The sequence below is a fragment of the Natronococcus sp. CG52 genome (genome assembly GCF_023913515.1).
GTDB classification, from domain to species: Archaea; Halobacteriota; Halobacteria; order Halobacteriales; family Natrialbaceae; genus Natronococcus; species Natronococcus zhouii.
This window is the reverse complement of record NZ_CP099391.1, coordinates 2,706,014-2,728,103: the sequence shown is the minus strand read 5'-3', so window position 1 is coordinate 2,728,103 and position 22,090 is coordinate 2,706,014. Positions and strand designations below refer to the sequence as shown.

Genomic DNA, 22,090 nt, shown 5'->3' with positions numbered 1-22,090 from the left:
CGAAGAAAGTCGTCTACTATTCGTCTACGCATTCGCTGTCGGTCACGTTCACGGAAACGGACAAAAAGACAGGGCCTGAACCCCGGGGTTGCGGTGAGAACGGCGTCGGCCGTGACAGGCTGGAAACTACTCGAACTCGCCCCGGTAAACGGTCTGCTCGAGGGGTTTGCGACCGCTCGGCTGCTCGCGCTCCTGCAGTTCCTCCGGAAGCGTCTCGGGCGGTGCGCGCTCGCCGACCGCGAACATCGCCTCGACGGCGAACTCGTCGGGAACGTCGAGCACCTCGGCAGCGCGTTCGTAGTCGAAGCCGGCCATTCCGTGAACGGCCAGTCCGCGGCGCGCGCCCTCGAGCGCAAGGTTCTGCCAGGCTGCACCGGTGTCGAAGGAGTGGACCGGCGCCGGTTCGTCGTTGTGGTCGAACGTCGTCTTCGAGACGATGACCGCGAGGACGGCGGCGTCGGTCGCCCAGGCCCGATTCCCTTCACCGAGGAGGTCGACGAACGTGCCCCACTCGTCGTCCTCGCGAGTCGCGTAGACGAACCGCCAGTGCTGGTTGTTGAACGCGGAGGGGGCCCAGCGGGCGGCCTCGAACAGCGGCAGGTACTCTTCCTCGTCGAGCGACTCGCCGGTCATCGCACGCGGTGACCACCGATTGACGAAGAGCGGGTCGATCTCGTGGTCCGGGGTGCGGTGCTCGGCGACTTCGGTACGAAGTTCGCGGTTCTCGACGGTTTCTTGCATCGTTCGATCGTAGGGATTTGCGACGCATGTATGTTTTTGGACAATCAGGTTACCAGGTAACAGTCGTGTCGTTGTCTCGTGTTTACGTTCGTCTTACCGATCATATTTGATCTCGAGCTGCCACTTTTCGAGTAGATCGTGTGCGCGCTATCGTCCTCTTATTTCTCCCAGTCGATCGCCTCCGTTCGCTCCGCCCGGCGGAGGATAAACGGTCCGAGCGAACCGGTTCGCTTCGAGATGGTTGCGATCCGCAGGACGTAGGCTGCGAGCAGGAAGAACGGCACGAGCGCGAGCGTCGTACTGGCGCTGACGACCCACACCATGTTATCCACGCCGAGGGTCGTCCCTGGAACCGAGTCCGGATCGAGATACAACACCGTCGCCGTCGCGACGACCACTCCCGGCAGCCCGGCGTACAGTATCGACCGCGTAAGGTGGACGAGCTCCCACTGGAAGTACAGCGATTTGAAGTGCTCGAGAGCCGGTCCGAACAGCGTCAGCGCGTCGATGAGTTCGTCGAAGGCCGCCAGCTCGTCGTCGTCGAGACTGTCCTCGTGTTCGTGGCGGAGTCGCCGGACCGCGTAGATCTTCCAGGAGTAGTTGTAGTTCAACCCCGATCGCAAGACGCCGAACTCGCCAAAAGTAGACGTCTCGAGCTGGGAATCGATCTCCTCCGAGTTTCGACAGACGTTCTCGACTAATCGATCAGCTCGGCTCCGAAGCACGCCGTCGTCGTTGTCGGCGACGGCCTCTCGGAGCGTCTCCGCCCGTTCGCTGCTCGTCTGAACGAGCGCCCGCAGGAACTGGGAGGGATCGGGCGGGCCGACCGTTCCGAACAGTTCCTCGACGCTGCGTCGGTACTCCATCGCCTCGTCCATCCACGCCTGCTGGTCGCCGAGGCGCCCGAGTTCCTGCGAGAGCACCAGCTGGTTGATCGCCACGACGAGCGTCACGCCGGTGAGCAGCGCGGCGATCAGCGCCTGGAACGCCGTATCCACGGGTGAGCCGTTCTCCATCGCCTCCCGAAGCGGCAGGGCAACCGCTCCGAGTCCGACGAGCGCGGCGAAGGCCACGACGGACAGCACCCCCGCGAGCAGCCACCGGTTCGCATCGAGCAGAATCCAGTGTGCGATCCGACTCTCGCCGGTTCGCCCTCGGAGCGTATCCCTCGATAGCGGGTTCTCCATACCGGTCGTTCAGTCCCGGGACGAAAAGCGATTGAGCTTGGAAACCGAAGTCACCGGCATCGAAACCTTACGTTTCGTTCGGTGTCGGTCCTCTCTCGAGCGATCCTCGGCGTCGTCGATTATCGCCGACCAGACGGCGGCAGACCGGAGCACGCCGGCGCGATCCGTCGATCGCCTCAGTCGTCGGCCGGCGCGGGCGTTCCGCGTTCGACGTCGACGTTACCCTCGTCGAGGTCGGCTTCGACGTTGCGGGCGGCTTCGACCATGTTCGCCATCTTGCCGTAGGCGACCTCGCGGGGCAGCAGCTTCACGCCGCAGTCCGGCGAGACGACCAGCCGTTCCGGCGGGACGACCTCGAGGCCCTTCAAAATGTTCTTCTCGATCTGTTCGACGGACTCGACCTCGGCGACGTGGGCGTCGGTGACGCCGAGCGCGAGGTCCTTCGTGAACTCGGGGTCCTTGAAGACGTCGAGCTGCTCGTAGTCGCCGTTGGCGAGTTCGAGGTCGAACTCGTCGACCGGGAACTCGAGGATCTCCGGATAAATGCGGGAGTAGTCGCCGTAACAGACGTGGAGGCTGATGCGGACCTCCTCGGGAATGTCGGCGACGATGCGCTCGAGACACTCGCCGACGATGGCGTGGTCGTCGGGCGTCGTCGCGAGGGCGGGCTCGTCGATCTGGATGTAGCGAGCGCCGGCCTCGACGAGCTTCTCGATCTCCTCGTTGACGAGGTCGGCGAGCTCGTAGGCGAGTTCCTCGTCGTCGTCGTAGGCCTCGTTGAACGACCAGTTTGCGAGGGTGTAGGGACCCGTGATGGGGACTTTCACCGGGCGATCGCTCGCGTCGGCAGTGAACTCGTACTCGTCGACCAGCCAGCTCTCGTCGTACTCGACCTCGTTGACGACGCTCGGCTTGTCGAAGTAGTTGTGGCCCCACACCTTGACGGGGCCGTTGAACTCGTAGCCCTCGATGCGGTGGGCGAAGAACTCGACCATCTCGTTGCGCCGCATCTCGCCGTCGACGACGACGTCGAGTCCGGCGCGCTCGTGTTCGTTCGTGATGAGGCGGGACGCGTCGTCCTTGGCCTCCTGATAGTCGTCCTCGTCGAACCCGTGGTCGGGGTCCTGGTAGAGCTCCTTCGCGCGGTTCAGCCACTTCGGTTTGGGGTAGGAGCCGACGACGGTCGTCAGCAGGAAGTGGTCGTTTTCGTGCTCCTCGGGTCGGAACTGATCCTTGTTCTCGTTCGTGGTCATGCTGCTTTCACCTCCGCGAGGTCCGCGGCCTCGGCGAGGACGGCGAGTTTCTCTTCGAACTTGGCGTAGGGGAGGTAGAACGTCTCCGTGTTGGTCGTCAGGTAGACCGTCTCGAAATCGGTGACGGGGATCTGCTCGTACACCCAGTCGACGCGGTCGCGGATCGCCTCGGGGTCCTCGACGAGCGTGTTCTGGCCGTCGGCGAGGCCGAGCGAGACGTCGTCGGTCGCGCCGTACTCCTGGATGTTGTACAGGTTATCCTCCTGGTTCGCGACGAAGTCGAAGCCGACCGCGTCGATGTCCGCGTCGAGCAGGTGGGCGTAGACCTTCTCCTCGAGCGCACCCCAGTAGGGCTGGACGACGACGTCGGCGTCGGTCGCGCTCGCGACCCGGTCGATCGCCTCGCTGGCGCGTTCGTCGACTCCGTCCTCGGGCGCGTTCTCGACGAGCGAGGGCTCGAGCAGGAACAGCGTCTCGTGGGCGGGGAAGGCGGCGACCTCGCCCTCGAGGAAGTCGGCGATCGCCGAGAGGAACTCCGCCTCGTCCCCGTAGTGTTCGTCGGTCGCGAGATCGGCAAGCGAGTACGGACCGGGGAGAACCGCCTGCAGATCGTCCGTGGACTCGCTCGCATACTCGAGCTCCGAGGCCACGTCGCCGGAGAACTCGAGGTCGCCGCTGACGACCGGCTCCCGGTAAAAGTTGTTGTTGTCGTAGTAGCGGACGATGCCGCGGGTTTCGACGGCGTCGTGGACGGCGAGGGGATGTGCGAGCATGTCGTCCCAGCGCAGTTGTCCCTCGCTGACCCGGTCGAGACCGGCCTCCTGTTGTACCTCGATCACTTCCTCGCGCGCGTCCTCGTACGCGGCGGTGATCGCCTCACCCTCGTCACCGCTGACGAGGTCGTGTTTCTGGTGGCCCTTTAGATCCGAGAGGTCGTCTTTCGCCCAGTCCGGGAGCGGAAAGAGCCCCGGCGTGGTCGAGACGTATTCGGTCATGCGTAAAAGCGGCTAGGCTATGCCGACGCTTAATATTTTCCATCCACACTAATACGCTACAGTAATTTTTGCAGGTTTCTCTCGATACGCGGACCGTGTAAAAGAGGCATCGACCGGCGGAACGTTATCTTGCCGGCAAACACACCACAGCTATGGACCCCTCTATCGATCACGTTCCGTTCGCGTTCGAGGACCTCGAGGCGATCAGCGACGAACTCGACCGGCTCGGACTCGCGCCGGAGTACGGCGGCGTCCACGGCAACGGTATCACTCACATGTCCGTCCTCGGATTCGACGACCGGTCGTACCTCGAACTCATCGCCGAGCGCGGAGCGGGCGATCACGAGTTCTGGCCGGACCACATCCGCGCGAACGCGGGCCCGGCGGCGTGGTGCGTTCGCGTGCCCGACGTCGTCGAGGAGTGTACGCGCATGCTCGAGCGCGGCGTTCCGGTTCGCGGACCGCTCTACGGCTCTCGCGAACGCGACGACGGCACGCTCGTCGAGTGGGACAGGGCGGAGTTCGGCACCGAGGAGCGGCGACTCCTGTTCCCGTTCGCCATCGCGGACCGAACGCCGCTCTCGTACCGGGTCGAACCCTCGCCCAGCGTCGCCGGCGGTCCGCTCACCGGAATCGAACAGGTGGTCGTCGCCGTCGCGGACCTCGAGGCAGCCGTCCGAACGTTCGGGGACTGCTACCGGTTCCCGTCACCCGTCCGTACCGGCGTTCCCGGCTTCGGAACCGTCGCCTCGGTCCCCGGTCAACCCGTGGCGTTCGCGACGGCGGACGACGGCTGGATCGCCGACCGTCTCGAGCGGTTCCCCGACTGCCCGTGTAGCTGTCTGCTCGGAACGGACGACCTCGGGGCCGCGCGGGAGGCGCATCCGCTCGGCGAGCCGCTCGAGTGGCCGGAGGGTCGCGTCGCGTTCTTCGACTCCGAAACCCTCGGTCGCCGGCTCGGCGTGATCGAGCGATCCTGACCGCGTTCGTCGCCGGCCAGTTCGATCGGGTTCGCGCCGATCACTCGAGTGCTAGCAGCACGAGTTCCTCGTCCTCGACCTGGGCAACGACGTAGAGCGCCCCATCGTCGAGCACCGGACCCGGGCCGACGATCTCGCCGGCGAACTCCCGCTCGAAACGGATCGCGGGGCCGTCGGCCGGATTGCCTTCGGGAGCCAGGTCCAGCGCCCAGAGGCGGTCGCCGCCGACGAACACCGTTTCGCGGCCGTACGCGGGTGCGGTGTGGTCCCAGTCACCGATCTCGTGATCCCAGTAGCGCAAGCCCGACTCGGCGTCGATAGCACGAAGGGTACGGCCACCCGCAGTGAGAACGATATCGTCGACGACGGCGATCCCTCCTCTGGCCCAGCCGGTCTCTACCGTCCAGTCGAACTTCGTCATCGATTCGTTCTCGTCCGACAGCGCGTACGTATTTCCGTCCCTGCAGTTCACGTAGATCGTCTCGCCGTCGGTGCTGGGCGGAGCCGTCGGTGGCTCGGGCAACTGCCACCGGTTGTACGCGACCCCGTTCCCTGCCAGGGTGTAGACCATCCCCGCCTCGGTAGCGACGACGATCCAGCGCTGTCCGAGGGTCGCGGCGTGATCGAGCACCTGCCCGAAGACGTCGCGGTGCCAGCGAACCGAGCCGTCCTCCGGATCGAGCGCAACGACGCGTTCTCCGAACGCACAGATCAGGTTCCGGCCGCCGACGATCGCCGGCGCCGTTGCATTGCCCGGCACGTCGACCGTCCGTTTCCACAGTTCGTCGCCGGTTTCGGCCTCGAGCGCGTGGACTCCGTCGATACTCGAGACGTAGACGACGTCTTCCCAGACCAGTGGCGGTTCCCACACGTTCTCGACCGACCAGAGCTCCGTTCCGTCGTCGGCGTCGAAGACGGACAGTTCGCTGCCGTCGGGAAGATAGACGCGACCGCCGGCGGCCACCAGTCCCTGGCGCGCCATTGGCGACGCCTCGACCCGCCAGCGCTCCGAACCCCCGTCGACGGGTGCCTTCCCGTCGGCGACGGTGCGGGTGTTGGCGGCGTTACAGCCGAAACTCGACCACTCGCCGTTTGCACCGTGGACGTGTCTGCTCGGATCCGGGAGTTCGTCGACGCCCGATTCGGGCGGCTCGTCAGGTTCGGGAGGCTCTCGAGACCGCGTACTCGAGAACCGCGAACAGCCCGATAGCAGCACGGTCCCGGAACCGACGCTCGCCAAGAGGGCTCGTCGCGAGGAGGTCATCGTGTTTTTCTGCTGACGTAGGTAGCAAGTATCTTCTGATCGGGCCGGTGCTGTCGACGACGGTACTCTCGGGACGAGTCCCCGTGGCGGCGAAACTCGGCGTCACACCGTCGGTAGTGGAGCGATCGAACAGCGTCGCTGCACCGGTCAGAAAGTATTTACCGCACCTATGCGCCGTCAAAGACGATATGAAACGACGATCCCTTCTCGTCGCGGTAGCCGGCATCTGTTCCGTGGCCGGCTGTACGGGATCCGACCCGTCGGCAGGAGCGGAGTCCGATTCCGCTGCGGAGGACGACGGCTCGAGTGCGACGGGCAGTATCGACGTCGTCGTCGACGGCGAACCGCTCGACCATCCACGGAGCGAGTGGTCGGCGGACGACCGCGAGCTGATAACCGTCGCCGAAGTCATCGACACGCTGCCGCAGTGCAGCTATCGCCGGAACGGGTGGCGCGTTCTCACCGTCGGAGAGTCGACGTACGACGAACGGGACGTCGGCACCGAAACCGCGTTCTTCGTCGGCGGTTCACTCGTCGATCCGGAAGCGCACGAACTCGACGACGGAGACTCGGTTCTGGTCGAGATCACGACCGACGGCACCGTAAGCTACGAGGAAGATCCGTCGTTCATCGACGCATCGGGAGAGATCGATATCGTCGTCGACGGCGATTCGTTCGATCTCTCGCAGGACCGGTTGCAGGCCGAAAACGCCGAGGATCACGCGATGGCGTTTCACTTCCACGAGGGCTCCGAGAAGTGGTTCACGGAGGACTTCGAGCGGGTGACGCTGGGCGAAGGACTCGACCTGCTGCCGCACGTCTCGTACGGTCGCGAGGGCGGCAACCACGTCCTCGGTATCGACGATACCGAGTACGACGAACGGACGCCGGGAACGGAGCTCGCGTTCTTCGTCGACGGGGGTCTGGTTACCCCGGCGGCGTACGACCTCGAGGATGGCGACGAGTTGCTCGTCGAGGTCACGACGGGTACGTGAGCAGCCGATCTCCGATTCGAGCCGTCCGTCAGCGGAACAGTTCGAGCACCGTCAGCGTCTCGAACGGGAACGATTCGTCGGCCACGGCGGCGGCGCTAAAGCCTTCCTCGCCGGCTCGTTCGACCACCGCGTCGACGTCGGTGAGGCTACTGACGAGCAGGTAGACGACGCCGTCCGGAGCGAGCACCCGGTCGACGCTCGCGAGGAAGGGGTCGATGATCGCTCGCCCGTCTTCGCCGCCCGACAGCGCGCGTTCCATCCAGTCGTCCCACTCGTTGTCGGGATCGGTCGGCAGGTACGGCGGGTTGAACGCGACGGCGTCGAACGCTTCGTCGGTAAAGGGCGAGACCAGATCCGCACGGACGGTCTCGAGCCCCTTCTCGCGGGCCTGGCGGACCGCGTGGGGATTCAGATCCGTGGTGATCACACGAACGCCGGTCTCCGCTGCGATCCGGGAGGCGACGTACCCCGATCCCGTCCCGACCTCGAGGACGGTTCTCTCGTCGCCGGTCTCGCTTCTTTCGTCGCCGGAAAGACGGCCGCAGACGGTCTCCGCGAGCAACTGCGAGTCCTCGGCCGGCTGGTAGACGTCCGTCCCGATGTCACGTCGATCGCGCAGGTCCACGTTACTCTCCCTCCTGCGGTCGCATCCGTTCTTCCCGTTCGCTCGATTCCTGCGGATCGGTCGTTCCCGATTCGCGGCCGTCGGAAATCCGGAACCCGCCGGTCTCCTCGCGGCCGGCGAGTTCGCGCTGGGGGAACGGGATCTTGATTCCCGCCTCTTCGAACTCGCGTTTGATCGCGTTGATCGCCGCGGTTCGGGCCTCCGCCTGGCGTCTGGCGCTCGGCTTGTCGATCCAGAACCGCACCCCGAGCAGAACCGCGGAGTCGCCGAACGACTTGGAGATGACCTGCGGCGAGGGCGCCTCCAGGGACTCCTCTACGTCCTCGACGACCGAAGTCGCGAGTTCGCTGGCGCGTTCGACGTCCGCCGCGTAGTCGACGCCGACGTCGATCTCGACGCGGATTCGACCGCGTTTCGAGCGGTTGGTCACGACGCCCGAGGCGATGACGTCGTTGGGGATCATGACGTACTCGCCGTCGAACGATCGGACTCGAGTGTTGACGATGGAGATGTCGGTGACGATCCCCTGGTCGTCCTCGACCTCGATCCAGTCGCCGATCTCGAACGGCCGAGCGAACATCAAGACGAAGCCCGAGATCACGGTGCCGAGGGTCTGTCTCGCCGCCATCCCGACGACGATTCCCAGGAAGCCGGCCCCGACGAGGAGCCCGCCGAGATCGTCGATCCAGACGCCGAGGATGACGATCAGCGACACCGACCAGATGGTCACCTGTGCGAGTCGGTGCGTGACCTCGCGCTGGTGGGCCGTCACCGCCGACGCGGAGCTGAACACCTCGTCGATTACGCGCTGGACGACCCGGGTAACGATGAGCGTCGCGAGGACGAGGATGCACGAGAAAATCGTGAGCGCGACGACGTCGCTGCCGATGTCGAGCTCCGCGTAGATATCCCGGATCTCTTCGGTATCGCTCCAGACGCCAACGAGTACCGTGAGCGCGCTCAGACAGGTCCCGACCAGTACCGTCGTCGAGATAATGTCGCTGTACAGCGGCCCCATTCGATCGTTGAGCCACTCCTGGAGCCGTCGGAACGAGAAGAGCACGGCGAGGAGTACACCGACGGCTACGAACGTCACCGCGAGTCGAAGCGGCGTCGTCCGGAACGTCTCGGACAGCCAATCGAGCGCCAGCGGGTCGGTCATTGCGTCCGTCTCTCGAGCGTCTCGGCGGTCCAGCTACCTGTATCCGTCGGTCAATTCGTTTCGTGCACGGTTCGACTGGTATTAGCTGCGCTCTCGCTCTCCGACCTCGGCCGCAAGCTGTGCCAGCGCGGCGAACTCGGCCGGCGCCATCGCGTCGGCGCGCTTTCGGAGCACGTCCTCGTCGGCCGCTTCCACCACCGCTTCCGGTTCCGCGAGCCCCGAGATGTGGGCCGTGTTCCGGATCGCGTTCCGGATCGTCTTCCGACGCTGGGTGAACAGCGCCTTGACGAACCGGAGGAAGAACGCCTCGTCGTCGACCTCGTAGTCCGGGTCCCGGGGCACGGCCCGAACAACCGCGCTCTGGACCGCCGGCGCCGGCGAGAACGCCTCCTTCGGAATCGACTCGACGAGTTCGACGTCGGCGTAGTGCTGGGTCGACACCGAGAGTCGGCCGTACTCCGAGGTACCCGGCTCTGCTACCATCCGCTCGGCGAACTCCTGCTGGAACATCAACACGAGCGGGCGCCCTTCTGGAAGCAGGCGGAACGCAATCTCGCTCGAGACGCCGTAGGGAAGGTTCGACACCGACGCCGAGAAGTCGGGCAGCTCGACCTCGAGGGCGTCGCCCTCGATCACCGTCAGTCGCTCGGCGGCGATCTCGTCGGCGAACTCCTCGCGGAGAAAGGCGGCGAGGTCGCGGTCCCGCTCGATGACGGTCACCTCGTCGGCGATCGAAAGCAATCGGTCCGTCAGCGCGCCGGTTCCGCCGCCGATCTCGAGCAGGTGGCTCGTGTTGGCGTCGATCTCCGTCAGGTAGGTCGGCAAGCGGTCGAGCACGCGGTCGTCCACGAGAAAGTGCTGGTCGCGGTTCGGATCGCCGCGAACGCCGGCGCGGGCGATCAGGGCGTCGGGATCTCTCATTGCCGGCGCTTGTGCGGGTGGCGGTGTAAACGCACCGTCTCGGCGCGAACTGATTCGGACGGGAAGAGCGACCGCGAAAGCGATCAAAATCACAACGTGTTTGTGAGCCGAACAGACTGTACTCAGTATGAGCCGTCGGAAAAGCGCGGTCGGCGCCGCCCTCCTCGGGTTCGCCCTCTCGGTCGTCCACCTCTCGCCGGGATACGTAACGCAGCAACTCGTCGCCGGAGAGTGGGGCCGGTTTCCACAACTCGACACGCCGGGCGAGACGCTCGTGCTGTATCACTACACCGTAGACGCCACGGCTTTCGTTCTCGGATTCGGGGCCGTGTTCGCGCTGGGGTACTGGATCGGGACCGACCTCGATCTCCGACGTCGCTATCGACAATTCGCGCTCGCGGTCGGCTTCGGCGGCCTGATCGGATACCTGATTCCGATGTGCTTCGCGCTGCTCTACCTGCTGATTACGGCGGACGGAGCGACCGTCGAAGGGATCCGACCCCTCGACGTCATCCTGTTTGCCGGTCGGGCACTCGGAGTCCCCATTCAGTTCGCCGTCGCCGGCTTTGCCGGCGCGGCGTTCGCTCACCTCACGGGGAACCGACTGGATACCGATCCCTCCCGAAAAGTGGCGGACGGCGAGTAGGTACTACTGCTCGTCCCGTCGGCCGACGAACGTTCGATACTTCAGGTCGTCGTCGCGCAGTTCCTCGAGAATCCGCTCGACGAGGATCTCGTCCGGATCGTGCAGCCCCGAGACCCGTTCGGACAGCTCCTCGAAGCTCTCGAAGGGTTTGCGCTTTCGTTCCTCGAGGATGCCGTTGCGCAGTTTCTTCCCGATCCCGGGCAGGAGGTTCAGCTGGTGGAGTCGCAGCGTGATCGGCTGGGCGTCGTTGTAGAAGTCGACGAACCGCCCTTCGTCCTCCTCGACGAGGTCCTGGACGACGTACTCGAGTTCCGACTGGGCGCCCGAGGTGAGGTCCTCGTACTCGACCTGTCGGCACTCGACGACGACGTCCCGCTCGGCTTCCGGCTCGATGACGATGTCGGTGCCGATGGTGAGCCGCGCCTCGTCGTCGAACGCGACCTGGTAGAGCTCGAAGTCCTCGACGTCGAGTGCGTACCCTGCCGGTGACCGTTCGTACTGGGGTCGCCTGTCGTCCGACAGTCCGTGTGCGAGGTAGTCCAACACGACCGCGCGTCGAACGTCCGTCTCGTCGCTATCGACTTCGCTCATTACTCTCCGATACGGCGACGGCGCACTTAAAGAATCGGCCCGCCGTCAGGCGTACTGCGCAACGACGTTGAGAATCTCGTCGAGTTCGTCTCCGGACAGCGAGTAGCGCTGCTGAGCGTACACGGACCGGAGTTCGTCACGATCACGCGGCAGGAGATCGGCGATCTTGTACGCCGTCGGCTCGTCGACCTTCTCTACGTCCTGCAGGTCGTCGACGAGCGACTGGGCCTCCTCGGGCTCGAGGACCGCGAATCGGTTGGCGTGTTCGATCGCTCGCGCGAGCTCGTAGCGCAGCTCCCGGTCCTCGTCCAGTGCGCGCTCGGCCTCGATGTCGGCGAGCAGTTCCTTCGTTTCCGAAACCGTCAGGAACTCCTCGTCGACGATCTCTTTGAAGATCGTCATCGTGAACTCAGACGCTGACTTCGTCCTGGTCCTGTGCGCGAAGGTGAGCGGCGGTGACGATCAGCGTCTTCTCCTTGCCGCCGTCGACGATCTGCACCTTGAACGCCTTGCCCTGCTTTCCGACGACTTCGCCGGTGCGGCCGTCGAAGCGCGGGTGGAAGCGTCCGTCCTGGATACTCGGGTCGATCTTCAGGTGAACTTTCTGTCCGTCGTCGTACTGCTGGATCGCTCGCTGTGGCGGCGACGCGCCGCGGTCTCGAGGTGTGTTCGAAAGCTTGTCCCGGGTCCCTTGACGAGGTCCTTTAGAGTTGGGCATAGTCGTACGGCCCTCTTACTCTGTGACGGTTATAAAACGCACGTTTGTCCGCGACCGTCCTCGTACTCGGTGGGAGACCGGATCAGAACGAACGGTAAGAGTAACCCTGCTCGGTCTCATTGTCGCACGCATGGACGACGACAGCGGCAGCGACGACGACCGGTTCCGGTTCGAGACCCGATCGATCCACGCCGGACAGGAGCCCGACGAGGAGACCGGCGCGCTGATGACGCCGATCTTTGCGAACTCCACGTACGAGCAGGACGCCCCCGGCGAGCACCGCGGCTACGAGTACTCGCGGACCGGCAATCCGACCCGAACCGACCTCGAGGAGAACCTCGCGAGCCTCGAGAACGGCGACTACGGCCGCTGTTTCTCGAGCGGCATGGGGTCGATCAACACGGTCCTGAATCTGCTCGAGGCCGGCGATCACGTCGTCACGGGCAATGACGTCTACGGCGGCACCCACCGCATCTTCACGCAGGTCTACGAGGACTACGACGTCGAGTTCTCGTTCGTCGATATGACCGATCTCGATGAGATCGACGCCGCGTTTCGGGAGAACACGGAACTGCTCTGGCTCGAGACGCCGACCAATCCGCTCATGTCGATCGTCGATATCGAAGGCGCCGCCGAGATCGCCCACGCGAACGACGCGCTCTGTGCGATCGACAACACCTTCGCGACGCCGTACCTCCAGCGGCCCCTGGAGTTAGGTGCGGACGTCGTCTCGCACTCGCTGACGAAGTACCTCGGCGGCCACTCCGACGTCGTCGGCGGCGCGCTGGTGACGAACGACGAGGAACTGGACGAGCGCTTCGGCTTCTACCAGAACTCGGTCGGCGCGACCCCCGGCCCCTTCGAGTCTTTCCTCGTCCTCCGGGGGACGAAGACCCTGCCAGTCCGGATGGACCGCCACTGCGAGAACGCCCGTGCGATCGCCGAGTGGCTCGACGATCACCCGGACGTCGACCGGGTCCACTACCCGGGCCTCGAGTCCCACCCCGGCCACGAGATCGCCCGCGAGCAGATGGACGACTTCGGCGGGATGCTCAGCTTCGAACTCGACGCGAGCTTAGAGGAGGCGAGCGAGGTCGTTTCGAGTACGGACGTCTTCACGCTCGCCGAGAGCCTGGGCGGGGTCGAGAGCCTGATCGAGCAGCCGGCGCCGATGACCCACGCGGCGATCCCTCGCGAGGAGCGAGTCGCAGCCGGTCTCACGGACAGCCTCATTCGTGTTAGCGTCGGCATCGAACACGAGGACGACCTGATCGATGACCTCGAGCAGGCAATCGAGTCGGCGCTTCAGTAACCGAGACGACGCCTCCATCCTTCGTTTACAGGCCCCGTCGATACGGTTCAATTTCGTTCGTCCTCCCTGGCGAGTTGCAGGTACTTCTCGACCAGATCGAAGTACTGGGTGACGGAGACGTCACCCTGGCGCTCGTCGTACTGGAGGAACTTCGCCTCGTGCAGTTGTGGGAGTTCGCGATGGTGGAGCGAGATTTCCATGCGCTCGAGGTCGCTCGACGCGACGTCGTCGACGTCACAGCCGCGTTCCCTGGCGGCAACTCGACGGGCGAGTTCCGGTCGCTCTACGTGATCCTCGTCCTGCAGCTCGTAGAGTACGTACCGTCGTCGCCGGGCAGCGAGCTGTTCGAAGACCTCGTCGAGTGATACCGCGCCCGGGTTATCGGTAGCTCTGTCCATCGTGTACTCTCCGACAGGACCGGTGCCTGTTGGATGTGATCTCTCCGAAGGGATTCGTCTTCGATGCGCATAAGCGGTCAGTTGGCACTCGCCACTGATCGCTCTCGATGACTGTCATCTCTGGCAGACTCTATCGATCCTGCCTCGAGCACGAAATCGAGAATCTCACTCGGGCGGGTAGATCCTGATCGTTCCGTCTCCTTCGATGGTCACTCGATGATTCGCAATAGTCACGACGATTCGTCCGTCGATTTCGAGGTTTCCATTCAGATAGCTTTCGTACAGACTATCGAGTAGCTGGGGATCGAAGTCGTTGTAGACTGGCTCCATATCGACCGGATCGGTGTTCGAGATTTCGGCGACAGCGCGGATCGTTTCGATGCCGACATCACCGACGATTGGTCGTGTCATCCTGTATGAGCCGCGTACTGGCTCGTATTCAACGGATGGTTCTGACGCGTTTGTATCTTGGTTCATTACGTTGTCACCGTTCTATTTGCCGGTTCGGGGTGGCGGCTCGTTCATATCTGAATCGCTCAACTCCAATTTAGCGGGAGGAATTTGCCGTTCACGCGTTGTACTGTAGACCGGCGTTTATAACCATCTCCGAGACGCCTCTGCAGGACCGAGATACTGTTTCACGGGTAGTTACGTTCACAGGTCCGTACTGTGATTCTATTCCGGGACAATTCCCATACCTGAGAGACGGCCCAGCCGCGGGACCACGTCAGAGCGGTATCGATCGTCGAATCGCGGGCGTCTCGGCCGAGTGGCCAGCAGGCCGTCACCGAGGAGACGCGCCAGCTCGGGCGATCGATCCGTCTCGAGATTCGAAACCCGTCACTCGAGCGTCGGCGAGAGCGCAGTCGACTGCTCGAGGTACCGCTCGTAGAGGTCCGTCGCCCAGTCGATCGCCTCCTCGGACTGGGTCTCCACGAAGACGCGTGCAATCCCGTTCTGGTCGTGAGCTGCCATGCCGATCCTGTCGTCGAAGAGAAAGAGCTCGAACGGAAGGTTCGCGTGCATGTACACGTCGAAGCAGCCGGTTTCGAACGCCTCGTACGCTTCCTGCTCGTACTCGCCGAGAACGATGTCGATAATCCCTTCGTTGAAGATCGCCTGGATCTCCATGCCGTCGAGCATCTCCCGGTGAGCGACGTCGACGTAGAACGGTGAGATGATCGTCGAGAAGATCCGGAGGTGCTCCGAGCGCTCGATCAGGTCGATGATTCGCCGGACCGAGTAGTGTGGCTGCCGCGGCTTCGGCCTGGTGACCTCCGCATCGGCGAAGTGTTCCACGGGAATGTCGTCGACTTCGACGAGGTTGAGGAACGGCTCGAGCGACATCGCCGCGTCGACACGCTCACGGTAGACGCTCGTCTCTCTCGCTACGAACATCCCGACGCCAGTGAGTTCGTACTGTCCGCCGGTTTTCTCGACCAGATTCAACTCTTTCAGCGTCTTGAGTGCACGATGGACGGTCGATCGGGAGATATCTAGCGACTGTTCGAGTTCGCTGGGACTGGCTGGCGAGGACTGTAACGCGGTGAGCAGGTCGGATCGACGAACGGCCTCGGTCAGGAGTTCCTGGCGGCTCTCGTCGGTCTCCGCAGGCCCGCTCTGGCCGTCGTAATCGTCCGATCCGGCGCTGGACTCGGTCACGGTCATCGTCCCTCCGTTCGGCTCGATCCGCTCGTTTCAGTCGCTCGCTCGGAAGTGATCGGGAAGTAGCGTCTCGCCCCCCTCGAGATGCGCATCGCCGTCGACGGGATCGATTTCGGAACCGAGTGCTGCCACTGCAGCGTACTCCCGTGCCATCCTCGCGGAACGGAGACTCGACGTTGCTCCTTCCCGGGAGGAGGGCTAGTTCCCGCTTCACCCCATCCGCTGGGTCGCTCGAGTCGAACGTCGAGCGTGGGGAACTGGCGCTTGCGTTGCATCAACGACGGATCTTTCGTGAGACACGAATTTATGTGTGTCGTCGGTTTTCGTCCGCGACGCGGAGAACTCCATAGGGTCGCTGCCGGCGGTTACGGTTCCAGGAACCGTTCTCCCGACCGTTCGGTCAGAGTGATCCGTCGCGGACAGGAGATCCATATAGTGTCGGCCGAATGGGTGCTGTATGCAGAACGATGCACACGTCCACGCGCTCCCGCTCTCGCTCGAGTACGGCGGGCAGTCGCTCACAATCACTCCTGCAGTCGTCGAAACGGATCGCGGACTCGTGCTCGTCGACGTCGGTCCGGAGGGTGCCGTCGGCGGACTCGAGACTCACCTTGAAAGTCTCGGGTTCTCGCTCGAAGACGTCCGGCTGATCGTACTCACCCACCACGACGGCGATCACGCCGGTGGGCTCTCGGAACTCCTCACAGCCGTCGACGCGACCGTCGCGACGCATCGCGACGAAGCGCCGTACGTCGCCGGCGAGCGCGATCCGATCAAAGGTGATGACGATCGATATCCGCCGGTCCCGATCGATCTGGAACTCGTCGATGGAGTCCGTATTCCCACGCTCGCGGGCCCGATGGAGGTCGTCGAGACGCCTGGTCACTCGCCGGGCCATATTTCGCTGCAGTTCTCGGAGAACCGACTGCTACTCGCCGGCGACGCGCTCGTCGCGGACGGAAACGAATCGCTCTCCGGACCGAAACCGGAGTTCACGCCGGATATGGACCGCGCCACCGAATCAGTCGGCCGACTCGCCGAGCTGGACGTCGAGCAGACGCTGTGTTACCACGGCGGCTACGTCGAGGAGGGGGCCGACCGGATCGCGGAGATCCATGCGGACCTGCGCGAGTGATCGGAGGCGGAACGCCAGCCCAGCGTCTGCGCCCGGATAACCTATCCACGTAACGCGACGAATAGATAACGAGTATGTCGGACGGTGAACTGACCCGTATCGCGGTTTCGCTCCAACACGTCCACCTCCCGAAACTCGTCGAGCACGACGAACACCGATCGCTCGCCGGGCCGACGGCGAAACTCGCTCGGTTGGAACCGCACCTCCGGTCAGTCAGTCCGATCGACGTTCCGACGTAGCCCGAACGGCGACCGAATCACGAATCGCCGATAGTCACCACGTCGCCGTCGATTCGAACCCGATAGTCGCCGATCGTAAACGAGACGGTGACGCGATCCCCGTCGGCAACGACCGTATCGAGCGCTTCAGGATCCACGTGCGTGTACAGAGTGGTGTCGGAGACCATCGCCAACTCTTCAGGATCCGTTTCCTCGGCCGTAGCGAGCGCATCGATGACCGCCAGACTCGGGCTGATCGTCGACCAATCGTACCGTGATCGGATCGGAAGTGCTTCGCTCTCAGAATTGCTCACGGGTCCGGTCGGCTTTACGTGCGTTTATAAGTGTTGTAGCCCGGGACGTCACACTCTCTACTGATTTGGCCGTGCGTATCATTCTCACTTCCCTCTCTGCTATCCCGGTAGCGGGCAGGTAACCGGCACGGCTCGCTCGTACCGCTCCGAACCGATCGCGGGTTCGACGGAGTCAGCGGGCTCGAGTCGCACCTCGCCGCTCTCCTCACGCTCCGTCCGCTCACTCCGTGACGATCTGCCCCTCGAGGTAGTTTCGAATCCTGTCGTTGCTCGACTGGACGCGCTTGCGGAAGGTAACCACCCGATCGCCGTCCTCGTCGCGCTCGTCTTCGATCTCGAGTTGTAATCCCTGGCCGCGGAGATGCTCGAGCAGCACGTCGACCGTCTCCGAACTGGCACGCACGGTGTGGCGCTCACCGACCGAGCCGCCGTCGTCAACGGTCTCGATTGCGTCCCGCATCGACAGCAGGATCGCTTCACCCAGCTCGTGGGCCCGCTCGCGGGTGACATCGTCGGATTCGTCCCACTCGACGGTCTGGAACCCTTCCCTGAGAAGCCGCCGGAACATGAATTCCTGGCCGTAATCGAACGGCAGTGAGAACGCGTACGCGAGGTCGTCCCGGCTCGAGGCCGACGTCGTGTACTTGAGCTGCGTCGCCCCGGTCGGAGACTTCATCACGACGCCCTCGCGAGCCTCGGCGTCGAGGCGATCGATCACCGACCGGACCTCGCTCGCCGCCTCGTCGACGCCGTAGATTCCGAAGAGCGGCGTCTGCGGGACGTCGAAGCGCTCGTAGCGCTCGCGGCGTTCCCGGAGGTCGAGCGGTTCGCCCGACCGGCGGTTCCGCCAGTCGAACGCTCGGAAGGCCAACGAGTCCACGTCCGGATAGTCGTGGACCGTGTAGGGGTTCTCCGGTCCGATCATCTCGCCACAGACCATCGCCTCCCGGAACTCGTCGAACAGCGACTCGAGGTCGACCAGCCGGTCGATCATTCGGGTCGAGAACGGACAGACCATGCCGCTTCGCGTGAACGCCAACTGGTCGCCGCCGACGCGGGCAATCCGAACGTTGTAGCCGTTGAGCTTCTCCTCGACGGCGACCCGGCCGTCGAACTGGTTCGGGATCCCGGTCTCGAGCACGAGCGTTCGCGGAATCTTCGGGAATCCGCGGACGACCGCCCCGTCGATCAGTGCGGTTCCGCGCTCGACGCCGTGGCGGTAGTCCGGCAGATGGCGGTACTCCCGCCCCTCGTAGCTGCGGTGCTCGAGGTGGTCTTCGAGCGCGTCGAACGCCGCCTCCCCGATCCCGAGCCGCCTGTGGTACTCGGTATCGTTCATCAGAGACGGCTACCACGACGAGCAGTATAATCACCGGGCGCTCGAGCGGGAACAGTTACAGCGTCGCGTCGCAGTACTCACAGGTCGTTCGTTTCGGATCGTTCGGCGCGCCACACGCGTCACAGTTCACCGATCTGGCGTCAGAACCGTGCTCCGAATCCGGTGCGATCGGCGCCCCGCACTCGGGACAGTAGCCGGTCTCGCCGTCTTCGGCGACTCCCTCTCGAGTACGGCCGCGGTACCCCTGTACGAGACCGATCACGAGCAGCGCTCCGAAGAACAGCCAGCCGAGAGGACCCAGTGCGGCGAACGTCAAGAACAGCAGGTAGATCGCGGTGAGGAGCCCGATCGCCTGTAAGCCGGCTCGAACGGTCACGGCTCGGACTAGTTAGACGACACACATAAATTTTCCTCCCCGAGGACTCGACGATCGGAACGCGAAGCCGAACCGTAATCGCGGGTGTTGAAGCGGAATTCTCATCGGCGTCCAGCGAATACTCGAGCGTATGCGAATCGAACTCCGCGTCTGCCAGCACTGTCTCGAGGGCGACCACGGCAACGAGCAGCGGACGCAGGTCATCAACGACATGGTCAACTGCGCCGAGCGAATCCGGGAGCACAAGGAAATCATCGACCTCGACGAGGTCGTCATCCGGCGAGTCACGGAGAACGATCCGGGCAAGCCGGAGGCGCTACCCGTCGTCTCGGCGACGATCCAGAACGACCAGATCGTCCTCAACGACCTGCAACTCGTGACGGAGGGGCCGGACGGGAACATGCTCATCTACGTCGAACCGCAGGACGTTCTGACGGTGCTCGCGGGCAACGTCGACGAGATCAGCAAGGCCGTCCACGAGGACGTCACGGTCGACCTCTCGGCGACGGGCGCACAGATGATCTCCGACGCCGACCTCGGTGCTCGAGGGCCGAACGCGGACGAGCGCTAACGCTTCGTCCCTGCAACCCACCTATTTCCTGCTCGGCGTCCTACGTTCGTCCATGTCCATCGAGGCGTTCAAACAGCGATTCGTCCTCGACACGTCGGTGTTCATCACCGAGGAGATCCGCCACGACGACGAGTCGCTCGAGGAGGCCGTGCTCAGGCTGCTCGAGTTGATCGCGAACGCGCGTCTCAACCTCGGTATCTCGTGTTACGTCCCGCCGACGATCCACGACGAACTCACCACGATGCTCGAGCACCGCGGCGTCGACGACGAGGTGTTCTCGAAACTCAACACCTGGGTCATCCGAAAACACCCCGATCGGTACGCGGTGTCGATCCCCGCGAACGTCGTCTACAGCTTCGTCGACGAGATGAGCGACCGGGTCGACCGCGGCCTCCGCGTCTCCGAGAAGGCGGTCCGCCGGGCCGAACAGCGCGGCGACGAACCCCTCGACGACCACGACTACAAGACCGAAATCGACGCGGTGATTTCGGAACTCCGCGACAAGTACCGCGGCGCGATGCGAACCGGCGTCCTCGACTCCCGGGAGGACTTCGACCTCCTGATTCTCGCCCGCGAACTCGACGCCGGGGTCGTCACCGAGGACCGCGGGATCGTCGACTGGACCGAGGACTTCGGCCTGCGGTACATCCGCGGCCGGGAGTTTCCTGATCTGCTCGAGCAGTACCTCACCGCCGTCGATCCCGAGTCGAAGCGAACGATCGACTGACCGAACGGTTCGCCCCCGCGGGATCCGCGGACGGACGAGAGACGCGGGGCGACGCGCGGCCGAAAGCGGCGCTCCGCCTCGAGGGAAACGACGAATGCGGGACGCTTCTCCGCCATAACCCTCAAATGTGCCGTTCACCGAGTAACGTCAATGGCCCCGTGGGAACGCCTCGTGTCCGAGCTCGGCGGGTGGCGAATCGTTCCGGCTCTCGGCGGACTGTACATCGCGCTCGCCGTCGGCTGGGCGTTCACGCAGCTCTCCGATGGCAGGCTCGTCTCGACCATCCTCCTCATTTTCTTCTTCATCGGCGCTCCCGGCGCCGTACTTCTGTACGGCGGCTATCGGCTACCCCGGTCCGGCGTTCGTCCCGAGTTCTACTCGACGGTTGTCGGCTGGTGCTTCGCCGGCCTCGGGTTGATGCTCGGTAGCCTCGCGCTCTACCAGTTCGAGCCGGGTGAGAGTATCACTGAACCGTACCGGGCCTCCCTCGTGTTCACCGCGTTCGGCAGCGTTGCGGGGTTCGGCATCGGGCTGTACGGCGGACTAGCCAAAACGCGCGCGCTCGAGGTCGAACTGCGGAACCAGAAACTGCGGCGGACGGAGGCGGAACTCGAGAACGTCGTGAGGCGACTCGAGACGGCCAACGACGAGCTCGCGGCGTCGAACGAACGACTGGAGCAGTTCGCGTACGCGGCTTCCCACGACCTCCAGGAGCCCCTGCGGATGATCAGGAGTTACCTCACGCTCATCGGGGACCGGTACGGCGACGCGCTCGACGAGGACGGGGAGGAGTTTCTCGCGTTCGCCGTCGACGGCGCCGAGCGGATGCGCGAGATGATCGACGGCTTGCTCGAGTACTCGCGCGTCGACACGCGGGGCGATCCGTTCGAACCGGTCGAGCTGGACGTCGTGCTCGAGAACGTGCAGTCGGACCTTCAGATGCAGATCGCGGAGGCGGACGCCGCGATCACCGTCGAGACCCTTCCCCGCGTCGAGGGCGACGCCAGCCAACTGCGCCAGCTGTTCCAGAACCTGCTCAGTAACGCGATCAAGTACAGCGGCGACGAACCTCCTCGCGTTCACGTTGCGGCCGAGAGACGGAGCGACGAGTGGCGGATTTCGATCCGCGACGAGGGCGTCGGCATCGACCCGGCGGACGCCGATCGGATTTTCGAGGTGTTTCAGCGGCTCCACAGTCACGAGGAGGAGCCGGGAACCGGGATCGGGTTAGCGCTCTGTCGTCGCATCGTCGAGCGTCACGGCGGCGAGATCCGGGTCGACTCCGAGCCCGACGAGGGCACGACGTTCTCGTTCACGCTTCCGGCGATCGCCGATCGCGGAGCGTGAGTTCCGGACCGCTAACCGCGACGACCTGCAGTCGACGGCCGTCGCTCGACTCGTTTCGAGCGGCCGAACGAAAAACAGCCGCGTTAGATACGGCCGACGTTCTCGACGCCGACGCTCTCGACGCCGTCGACGTCCGAGAAGTTCTCCTCGACGGCTTCCGTGCCGCCCGATCCGTCGGGGACGATCACGGTGGGGTAGAGGGCGATGAGTCCGAACGCGACGTCCTCGCGTTCGACGCCGTTAATCTTCGCGCCTTCGGGGAGACTGCTCTCGAGGCGCTCCTGGAGCGCGTCCAGGTCGATCTCGGGGCTGTCCGGCATGACCTTGATTTTGGCAGCTACTTTTCCCATATCGATCGTCCCTCAGGGTCCGGTAAATCCGCAGTCGGGGCACTCGTAGAGGTTGCTCTGCTTGCGGCACTTGGCACAGCGGAAGACGCGCGTTCCGCAGTCGGGACACTTGAACGCGGCGGCGTTCGTGCCAGCGATGTTGATCCCACAGGAAACGCAGGAGCGTCTGTCCTGCTCGTCCGTCGTACTCATACTCCTCCCTTTTTGCCCGGCGCTTTTAACCGTTGTCTTTCGATACTCGGAGGCGTGGCGCCGGCGTC

The 22,090-nt window shown here is 64.2% G+C and carries 28 protein-coding genes; 9 read left to right on the top strand and 19 right to left on the bottom strand.

Annotated elements, in window-relative coordinates; translation table 11 throughout:
- Nucleotides 1–126: 126 nt before the first annotated feature.
- The 4 genes from NED97_RS13765 to NED97_RS13750 all read right to left on the bottom strand — a co-directional run bounded on the left by NED97_RS13765 (nucleotide 127) and on the right by NED97_RS13750 (nucleotide 4,176).
- Entirely contained in the window at nucleotides 127–741 is a 615-nt protein-coding gene (locus tag NED97_RS13765; protein ID WP_252487592.1) for a nitroreductase family protein, read from the bottom strand.
- A 158-nt stretch (nucleotides 742–899) separates the two neighbouring features.
- Nucleotides 900–1,928, bottom strand: coding sequence for a hypothetical protein (locus NED97_RS13760; RefSeq protein WP_252487591.1), 1,029 nt, complete (start codon nucleotides 1,926–1,928; stop codon nucleotides 900–902).
- Between the two features lie 176 nt (nucleotides 1,929–2,104).
- Nucleotides 2,105–3,181 (bottom strand): methionine synthase, encoded by a 1,077-nt coding sequence (locus NED97_RS13755; protein ID WP_252487590.1) that lies wholly within the window; start codon nucleotides 3,179–3,181, stop codon nucleotides 2,105–2,107.
- Complete coding sequence (locus NED97_RS13750; protein WP_252487589.1) at nucleotides 3,178–4,176, bottom strand: 5-methyltetrahydropteroyltriglutamate--homocysteine methyltransferase; 999 nt, start codon at nucleotides 4,174–4,176, stop codon at nucleotides 3,178–3,180. The genes NED97_RS13755 and NED97_RS13750 overlap by 4 nt, the downstream gene beginning before the upstream one ends.
- Nucleotides 4,177–4,328: 152 nt before the next feature.
- Here NED97_RS13750 and NED97_RS13745 point away from each other — a divergent pair, with 152 nt between their 5' ends.
- On the top strand, nucleotides 4,329–5,156 hold the full coding sequence (locus tag NED97_RS13745) for a VOC family protein (RefSeq protein WP_252487588.1): 828 nt from the start codon (nucleotides 4,329–4,331) through the stop codon (nucleotides 5,154–5,156).
- A gap of 40 nt (nucleotides 5,157–5,196) precedes the next feature.
- On the opposite strand, the gene NED97_RS13740 is transcribed toward NED97_RS13745, so the two are convergent.
- A complete protein-coding gene (locus tag NED97_RS13740) occupies nucleotides 5,197–6,420 on the bottom strand; it encodes an outer membrane protein assembly factor BamB family protein (RefSeq protein ID WP_252487587.1) in 1,224 nt (407 codons plus the stop codon).
- A gap of 188 nt (nucleotides 6,421–6,608) precedes the next feature.
- On the opposite strand from NED97_RS13740, the gene NED97_RS13735 reads away from it, so the two are divergent.
- Nucleotides 6,609–7,415: a hypothetical protein gene (locus NED97_RS13735; protein ID WP_252487586.1), complete on the top strand. Its 807-nt coding sequence runs from the start codon at nucleotides 6,609–6,611 to the stop codon at nucleotides 7,413–7,415.
- A gap of 28 nt (nucleotides 7,416–7,443) precedes the next feature.
- Here NED97_RS13735 and NED97_RS13730 read toward each other — a convergent pair whose 3' ends face one another.
- From NED97_RS13730 to NED97_RS13720, 3 genes are all read right to left on the bottom strand, one after another.
- The gene (locus tag NED97_RS13730; protein WP_252487585.1) at nucleotides 7,444–8,040 is read right to left on the bottom strand and encodes a HemK2/MTQ2 family protein methyltransferase; all 597 of its coding nucleotides are present in this window, start codon (nucleotides 8,038–8,040) and stop codon (nucleotides 7,444–7,446) included.
- 1 nt (nucleotide 8,041) lies between these two features.
- Nucleotides 8,042–9,202: a mechanosensitive ion channel family protein gene (locus tag NED97_RS13725; RefSeq protein ID WP_252487584.1), complete on the bottom strand. Its 1,161-nt coding sequence runs from the start codon at nucleotides 9,200–9,202 to the stop codon at nucleotides 8,042–8,044.
- A gap of 81 nt (nucleotides 9,203–9,283) precedes the next feature.
- Nucleotides 9,284–10,123 (bottom strand): 16S ribosomal RNA methyltransferase A, encoded by an 840-nt coding sequence (locus NED97_RS13720; RefSeq protein WP_252487583.1) that lies wholly within the window; start codon nucleotides 10,121–10,123, stop codon nucleotides 9,284–9,286.
- Between the two features lie 127 nt (nucleotides 10,124–10,250).
- On the opposite strand from NED97_RS13720, the gene NED97_RS13715 reads away from it, so the two are divergent.
- Nucleotides 10,251–10,769, top strand: a complete 519-nt coding sequence (locus NED97_RS13715; protein WP_252487582.1) for a hypothetical protein — start codon at nucleotides 10,251–10,253, stop codon at nucleotides 10,767–10,769.
- A 3-nt stretch (nucleotides 10,770–10,772) separates the two neighbouring features.
- On the opposite strand, the gene NED97_RS13710 is transcribed toward NED97_RS13715, so the two are convergent.
- From NED97_RS13710 to NED97_RS13700, 3 genes are read right to left on the bottom strand one after another with little or no spacing between them, the layout of a single operon-like run.
- Nucleotides 10,773–11,360: a DUF655 domain-containing protein gene (locus tag NED97_RS13710; protein WP_252487581.1), complete on the bottom strand. Its 588-nt coding sequence runs from the start codon at nucleotides 11,358–11,360 to the stop codon at nucleotides 10,773–10,775.
- Between the two features lie 45 nt (nucleotides 11,361–11,405).
- Complete coding sequence (locus NED97_RS13705; RefSeq protein WP_252487580.1) at nucleotides 11,406–11,762, bottom strand: RNA polymerase Rpb4 family protein; 357 nt, start codon at nucleotides 11,760–11,762, stop codon at nucleotides 11,406–11,408.
- A 7-nt stretch (nucleotides 11,763–11,769) separates the two neighbouring features.
- Nucleotides 11,770–12,078 (bottom strand): 50S ribosomal protein L21e, encoded by a 309-nt coding sequence (locus tag NED97_RS13700; RefSeq protein WP_252487579.1) that lies wholly within the window; start codon nucleotides 12,076–12,078, stop codon nucleotides 11,770–11,772.
- Between the two features lie 130 nt (nucleotides 12,079–12,208).
- On the opposite strand from NED97_RS13700, the gene NED97_RS13695 reads away from it, so the two are divergent.
- The gene (locus NED97_RS13695) at nucleotides 12,209–13,390 is read left to right on the top strand and encodes a cystathionine gamma-synthase (RefSeq protein ID WP_252487578.1); all 1,182 of its coding nucleotides are present in this window, start codon (nucleotides 12,209–12,211) and stop codon (nucleotides 13,388–13,390) included.
- Nucleotides 13,391–13,437: 47 nt separating this feature from the next.
- On the opposite strand, the gene NED97_RS13690 is transcribed toward NED97_RS13695, so the two are convergent.
- From NED97_RS13690 to NED97_RS13680, 3 genes are all read right to left on the bottom strand, one after another.
- Entirely contained in the window at nucleotides 13,438–13,788 is a 351-nt protein-coding gene (locus tag NED97_RS13690) for a DUF7344 domain-containing protein (RefSeq protein ID WP_252487577.1), read from the bottom strand.
- Between the two features lie 165 nt (nucleotides 13,789–13,953).
- Complete coding sequence (locus NED97_RS13685; RefSeq protein ID WP_252487576.1) at nucleotides 13,954–14,199, bottom strand: HalOD1 output domain-containing protein; 246 nt, start codon at nucleotides 14,197–14,199, stop codon at nucleotides 13,954–13,956.
- Nucleotides 14,200–14,628: 429 nt separating this feature from the next.
- Nucleotides 14,629–15,456, bottom strand: coding sequence for a helix-turn-helix transcriptional regulator (locus tag NED97_RS13680; protein ID WP_252487575.1), 828 nt, complete (start codon nucleotides 15,454–15,456; stop codon nucleotides 14,629–14,631).
- Between the two features lie 454 nt (nucleotides 15,457–15,910).
- Here NED97_RS13680 and NED97_RS13675 point away from each other — a divergent pair, with 454 nt between their 5' ends.
- Nucleotides 15,911–16,588 (top strand): MBL fold metallo-hydrolase, encoded by a 678-nt coding sequence (locus NED97_RS13675; RefSeq protein WP_252487574.1) that lies wholly within the window; start codon nucleotides 15,911–15,913, stop codon nucleotides 16,586–16,588.
- Between the two features lie 74 nt (nucleotides 16,589–16,662).
- Nucleotides 16,663–16,827, top strand: coding sequence for a hypothetical protein (locus tag NED97_RS13670; RefSeq protein WP_252487573.1), 165 nt, complete (start codon nucleotides 16,663–16,665; stop codon nucleotides 16,825–16,827).
- A 17-nt stretch (nucleotides 16,828–16,844) separates the two neighbouring features.
- On the opposite strand, the gene NED97_RS13665 is transcribed toward NED97_RS13670, so the two are convergent.
- From NED97_RS13665 to NED97_RS13655, 3 genes are all read right to left on the bottom strand, one after another.
- Nucleotides 16,845–17,120, bottom strand: a complete 276-nt coding sequence (locus NED97_RS13665) for a HalOD1 output domain-containing protein (RefSeq protein ID WP_252487572.1) — start codon at nucleotides 17,118–17,120, stop codon at nucleotides 16,845–16,847.
- A 220-nt stretch (nucleotides 17,121–17,340) separates the two neighbouring features.
- Nucleotides 17,341–18,459, bottom strand: coding sequence for an RNA ligase (locus tag NED97_RS13660; RefSeq protein WP_252487571.1), 1,119 nt, complete (start codon nucleotides 18,457–18,459; stop codon nucleotides 17,341–17,343).
- 55 nt (nucleotides 18,460–18,514) lie between these two features.
- Nucleotides 18,515–18,835 (bottom strand): zinc ribbon domain-containing protein, encoded by a 321-nt coding sequence (locus NED97_RS13655; protein WP_252487570.1) that lies wholly within the window; start codon nucleotides 18,833–18,835, stop codon nucleotides 18,515–18,517.
- Nucleotides 18,836–18,965: 130 nt separating this feature from the next.
- Between NED97_RS13655 and NED97_RS13650 the strand changes: the two genes are divergently transcribed.
- The 3 genes from NED97_RS13650 to NED97_RS13640 all read left to right on the top strand — a co-directional run bounded on the left by NED97_RS13650 (nucleotide 18,966) and on the right by NED97_RS13640 (nucleotide 21,480).
- Nucleotides 18,966–19,406 carry a hypothetical protein gene (locus NED97_RS13650; RefSeq protein WP_252487569.1) on the top strand — a complete coding sequence of 147 codons (441 nt, stop codon included), beginning with the start codon at nucleotides 18,966–18,968 and terminating at the stop codon, nucleotides 19,404–19,406.
- A gap of 52 nt (nucleotides 19,407–19,458) precedes the next feature.
- Nucleotides 19,459–20,133 carry an RNA ligase partner protein gene (locus NED97_RS13645; protein ID WP_252487568.1) on the top strand — a complete coding sequence of 225 codons (675 nt, stop codon included), beginning with the start codon at nucleotides 19,459–19,461 and terminating at the stop codon, nucleotides 20,131–20,133.
- 150 nt (nucleotides 20,134–20,283) lie between these two features.
- Nucleotides 20,284–21,480: an ATP-binding protein gene (locus tag NED97_RS13640; protein WP_252487567.1), complete on the top strand. Its 1,197-nt coding sequence runs from the start codon at nucleotides 20,284–20,286 to the stop codon at nucleotides 21,478–21,480.
- Nucleotides 21,481–21,563: 83 nt separating this feature from the next.
- On the opposite strand, the gene NED97_RS13635 is transcribed toward NED97_RS13640, so the two are convergent.
- Both NED97_RS13635 and NED97_RS13630 read right to left on the bottom strand, forming a co-directional pair.
- Nucleotides 21,564–21,830 carry an elongation factor 1-beta gene (locus NED97_RS13635; protein ID WP_252487566.1) on the bottom strand — a complete coding sequence of 89 codons (267 nt, stop codon included), beginning with the start codon at nucleotides 21,828–21,830 and terminating at the stop codon, nucleotides 21,564–21,566.
- 12 nt (nucleotides 21,831–21,842) lie between these two features.
- Complete coding sequence (locus NED97_RS13630) at nucleotides 21,843–22,022, bottom strand: HVO_2753 family zinc finger protein (protein ID WP_148857367.1); 180 nt, start codon at nucleotides 22,020–22,022, stop codon at nucleotides 21,843–21,845.
- Nucleotides 22,023–22,090 lie beyond the last annotated feature (68 nt).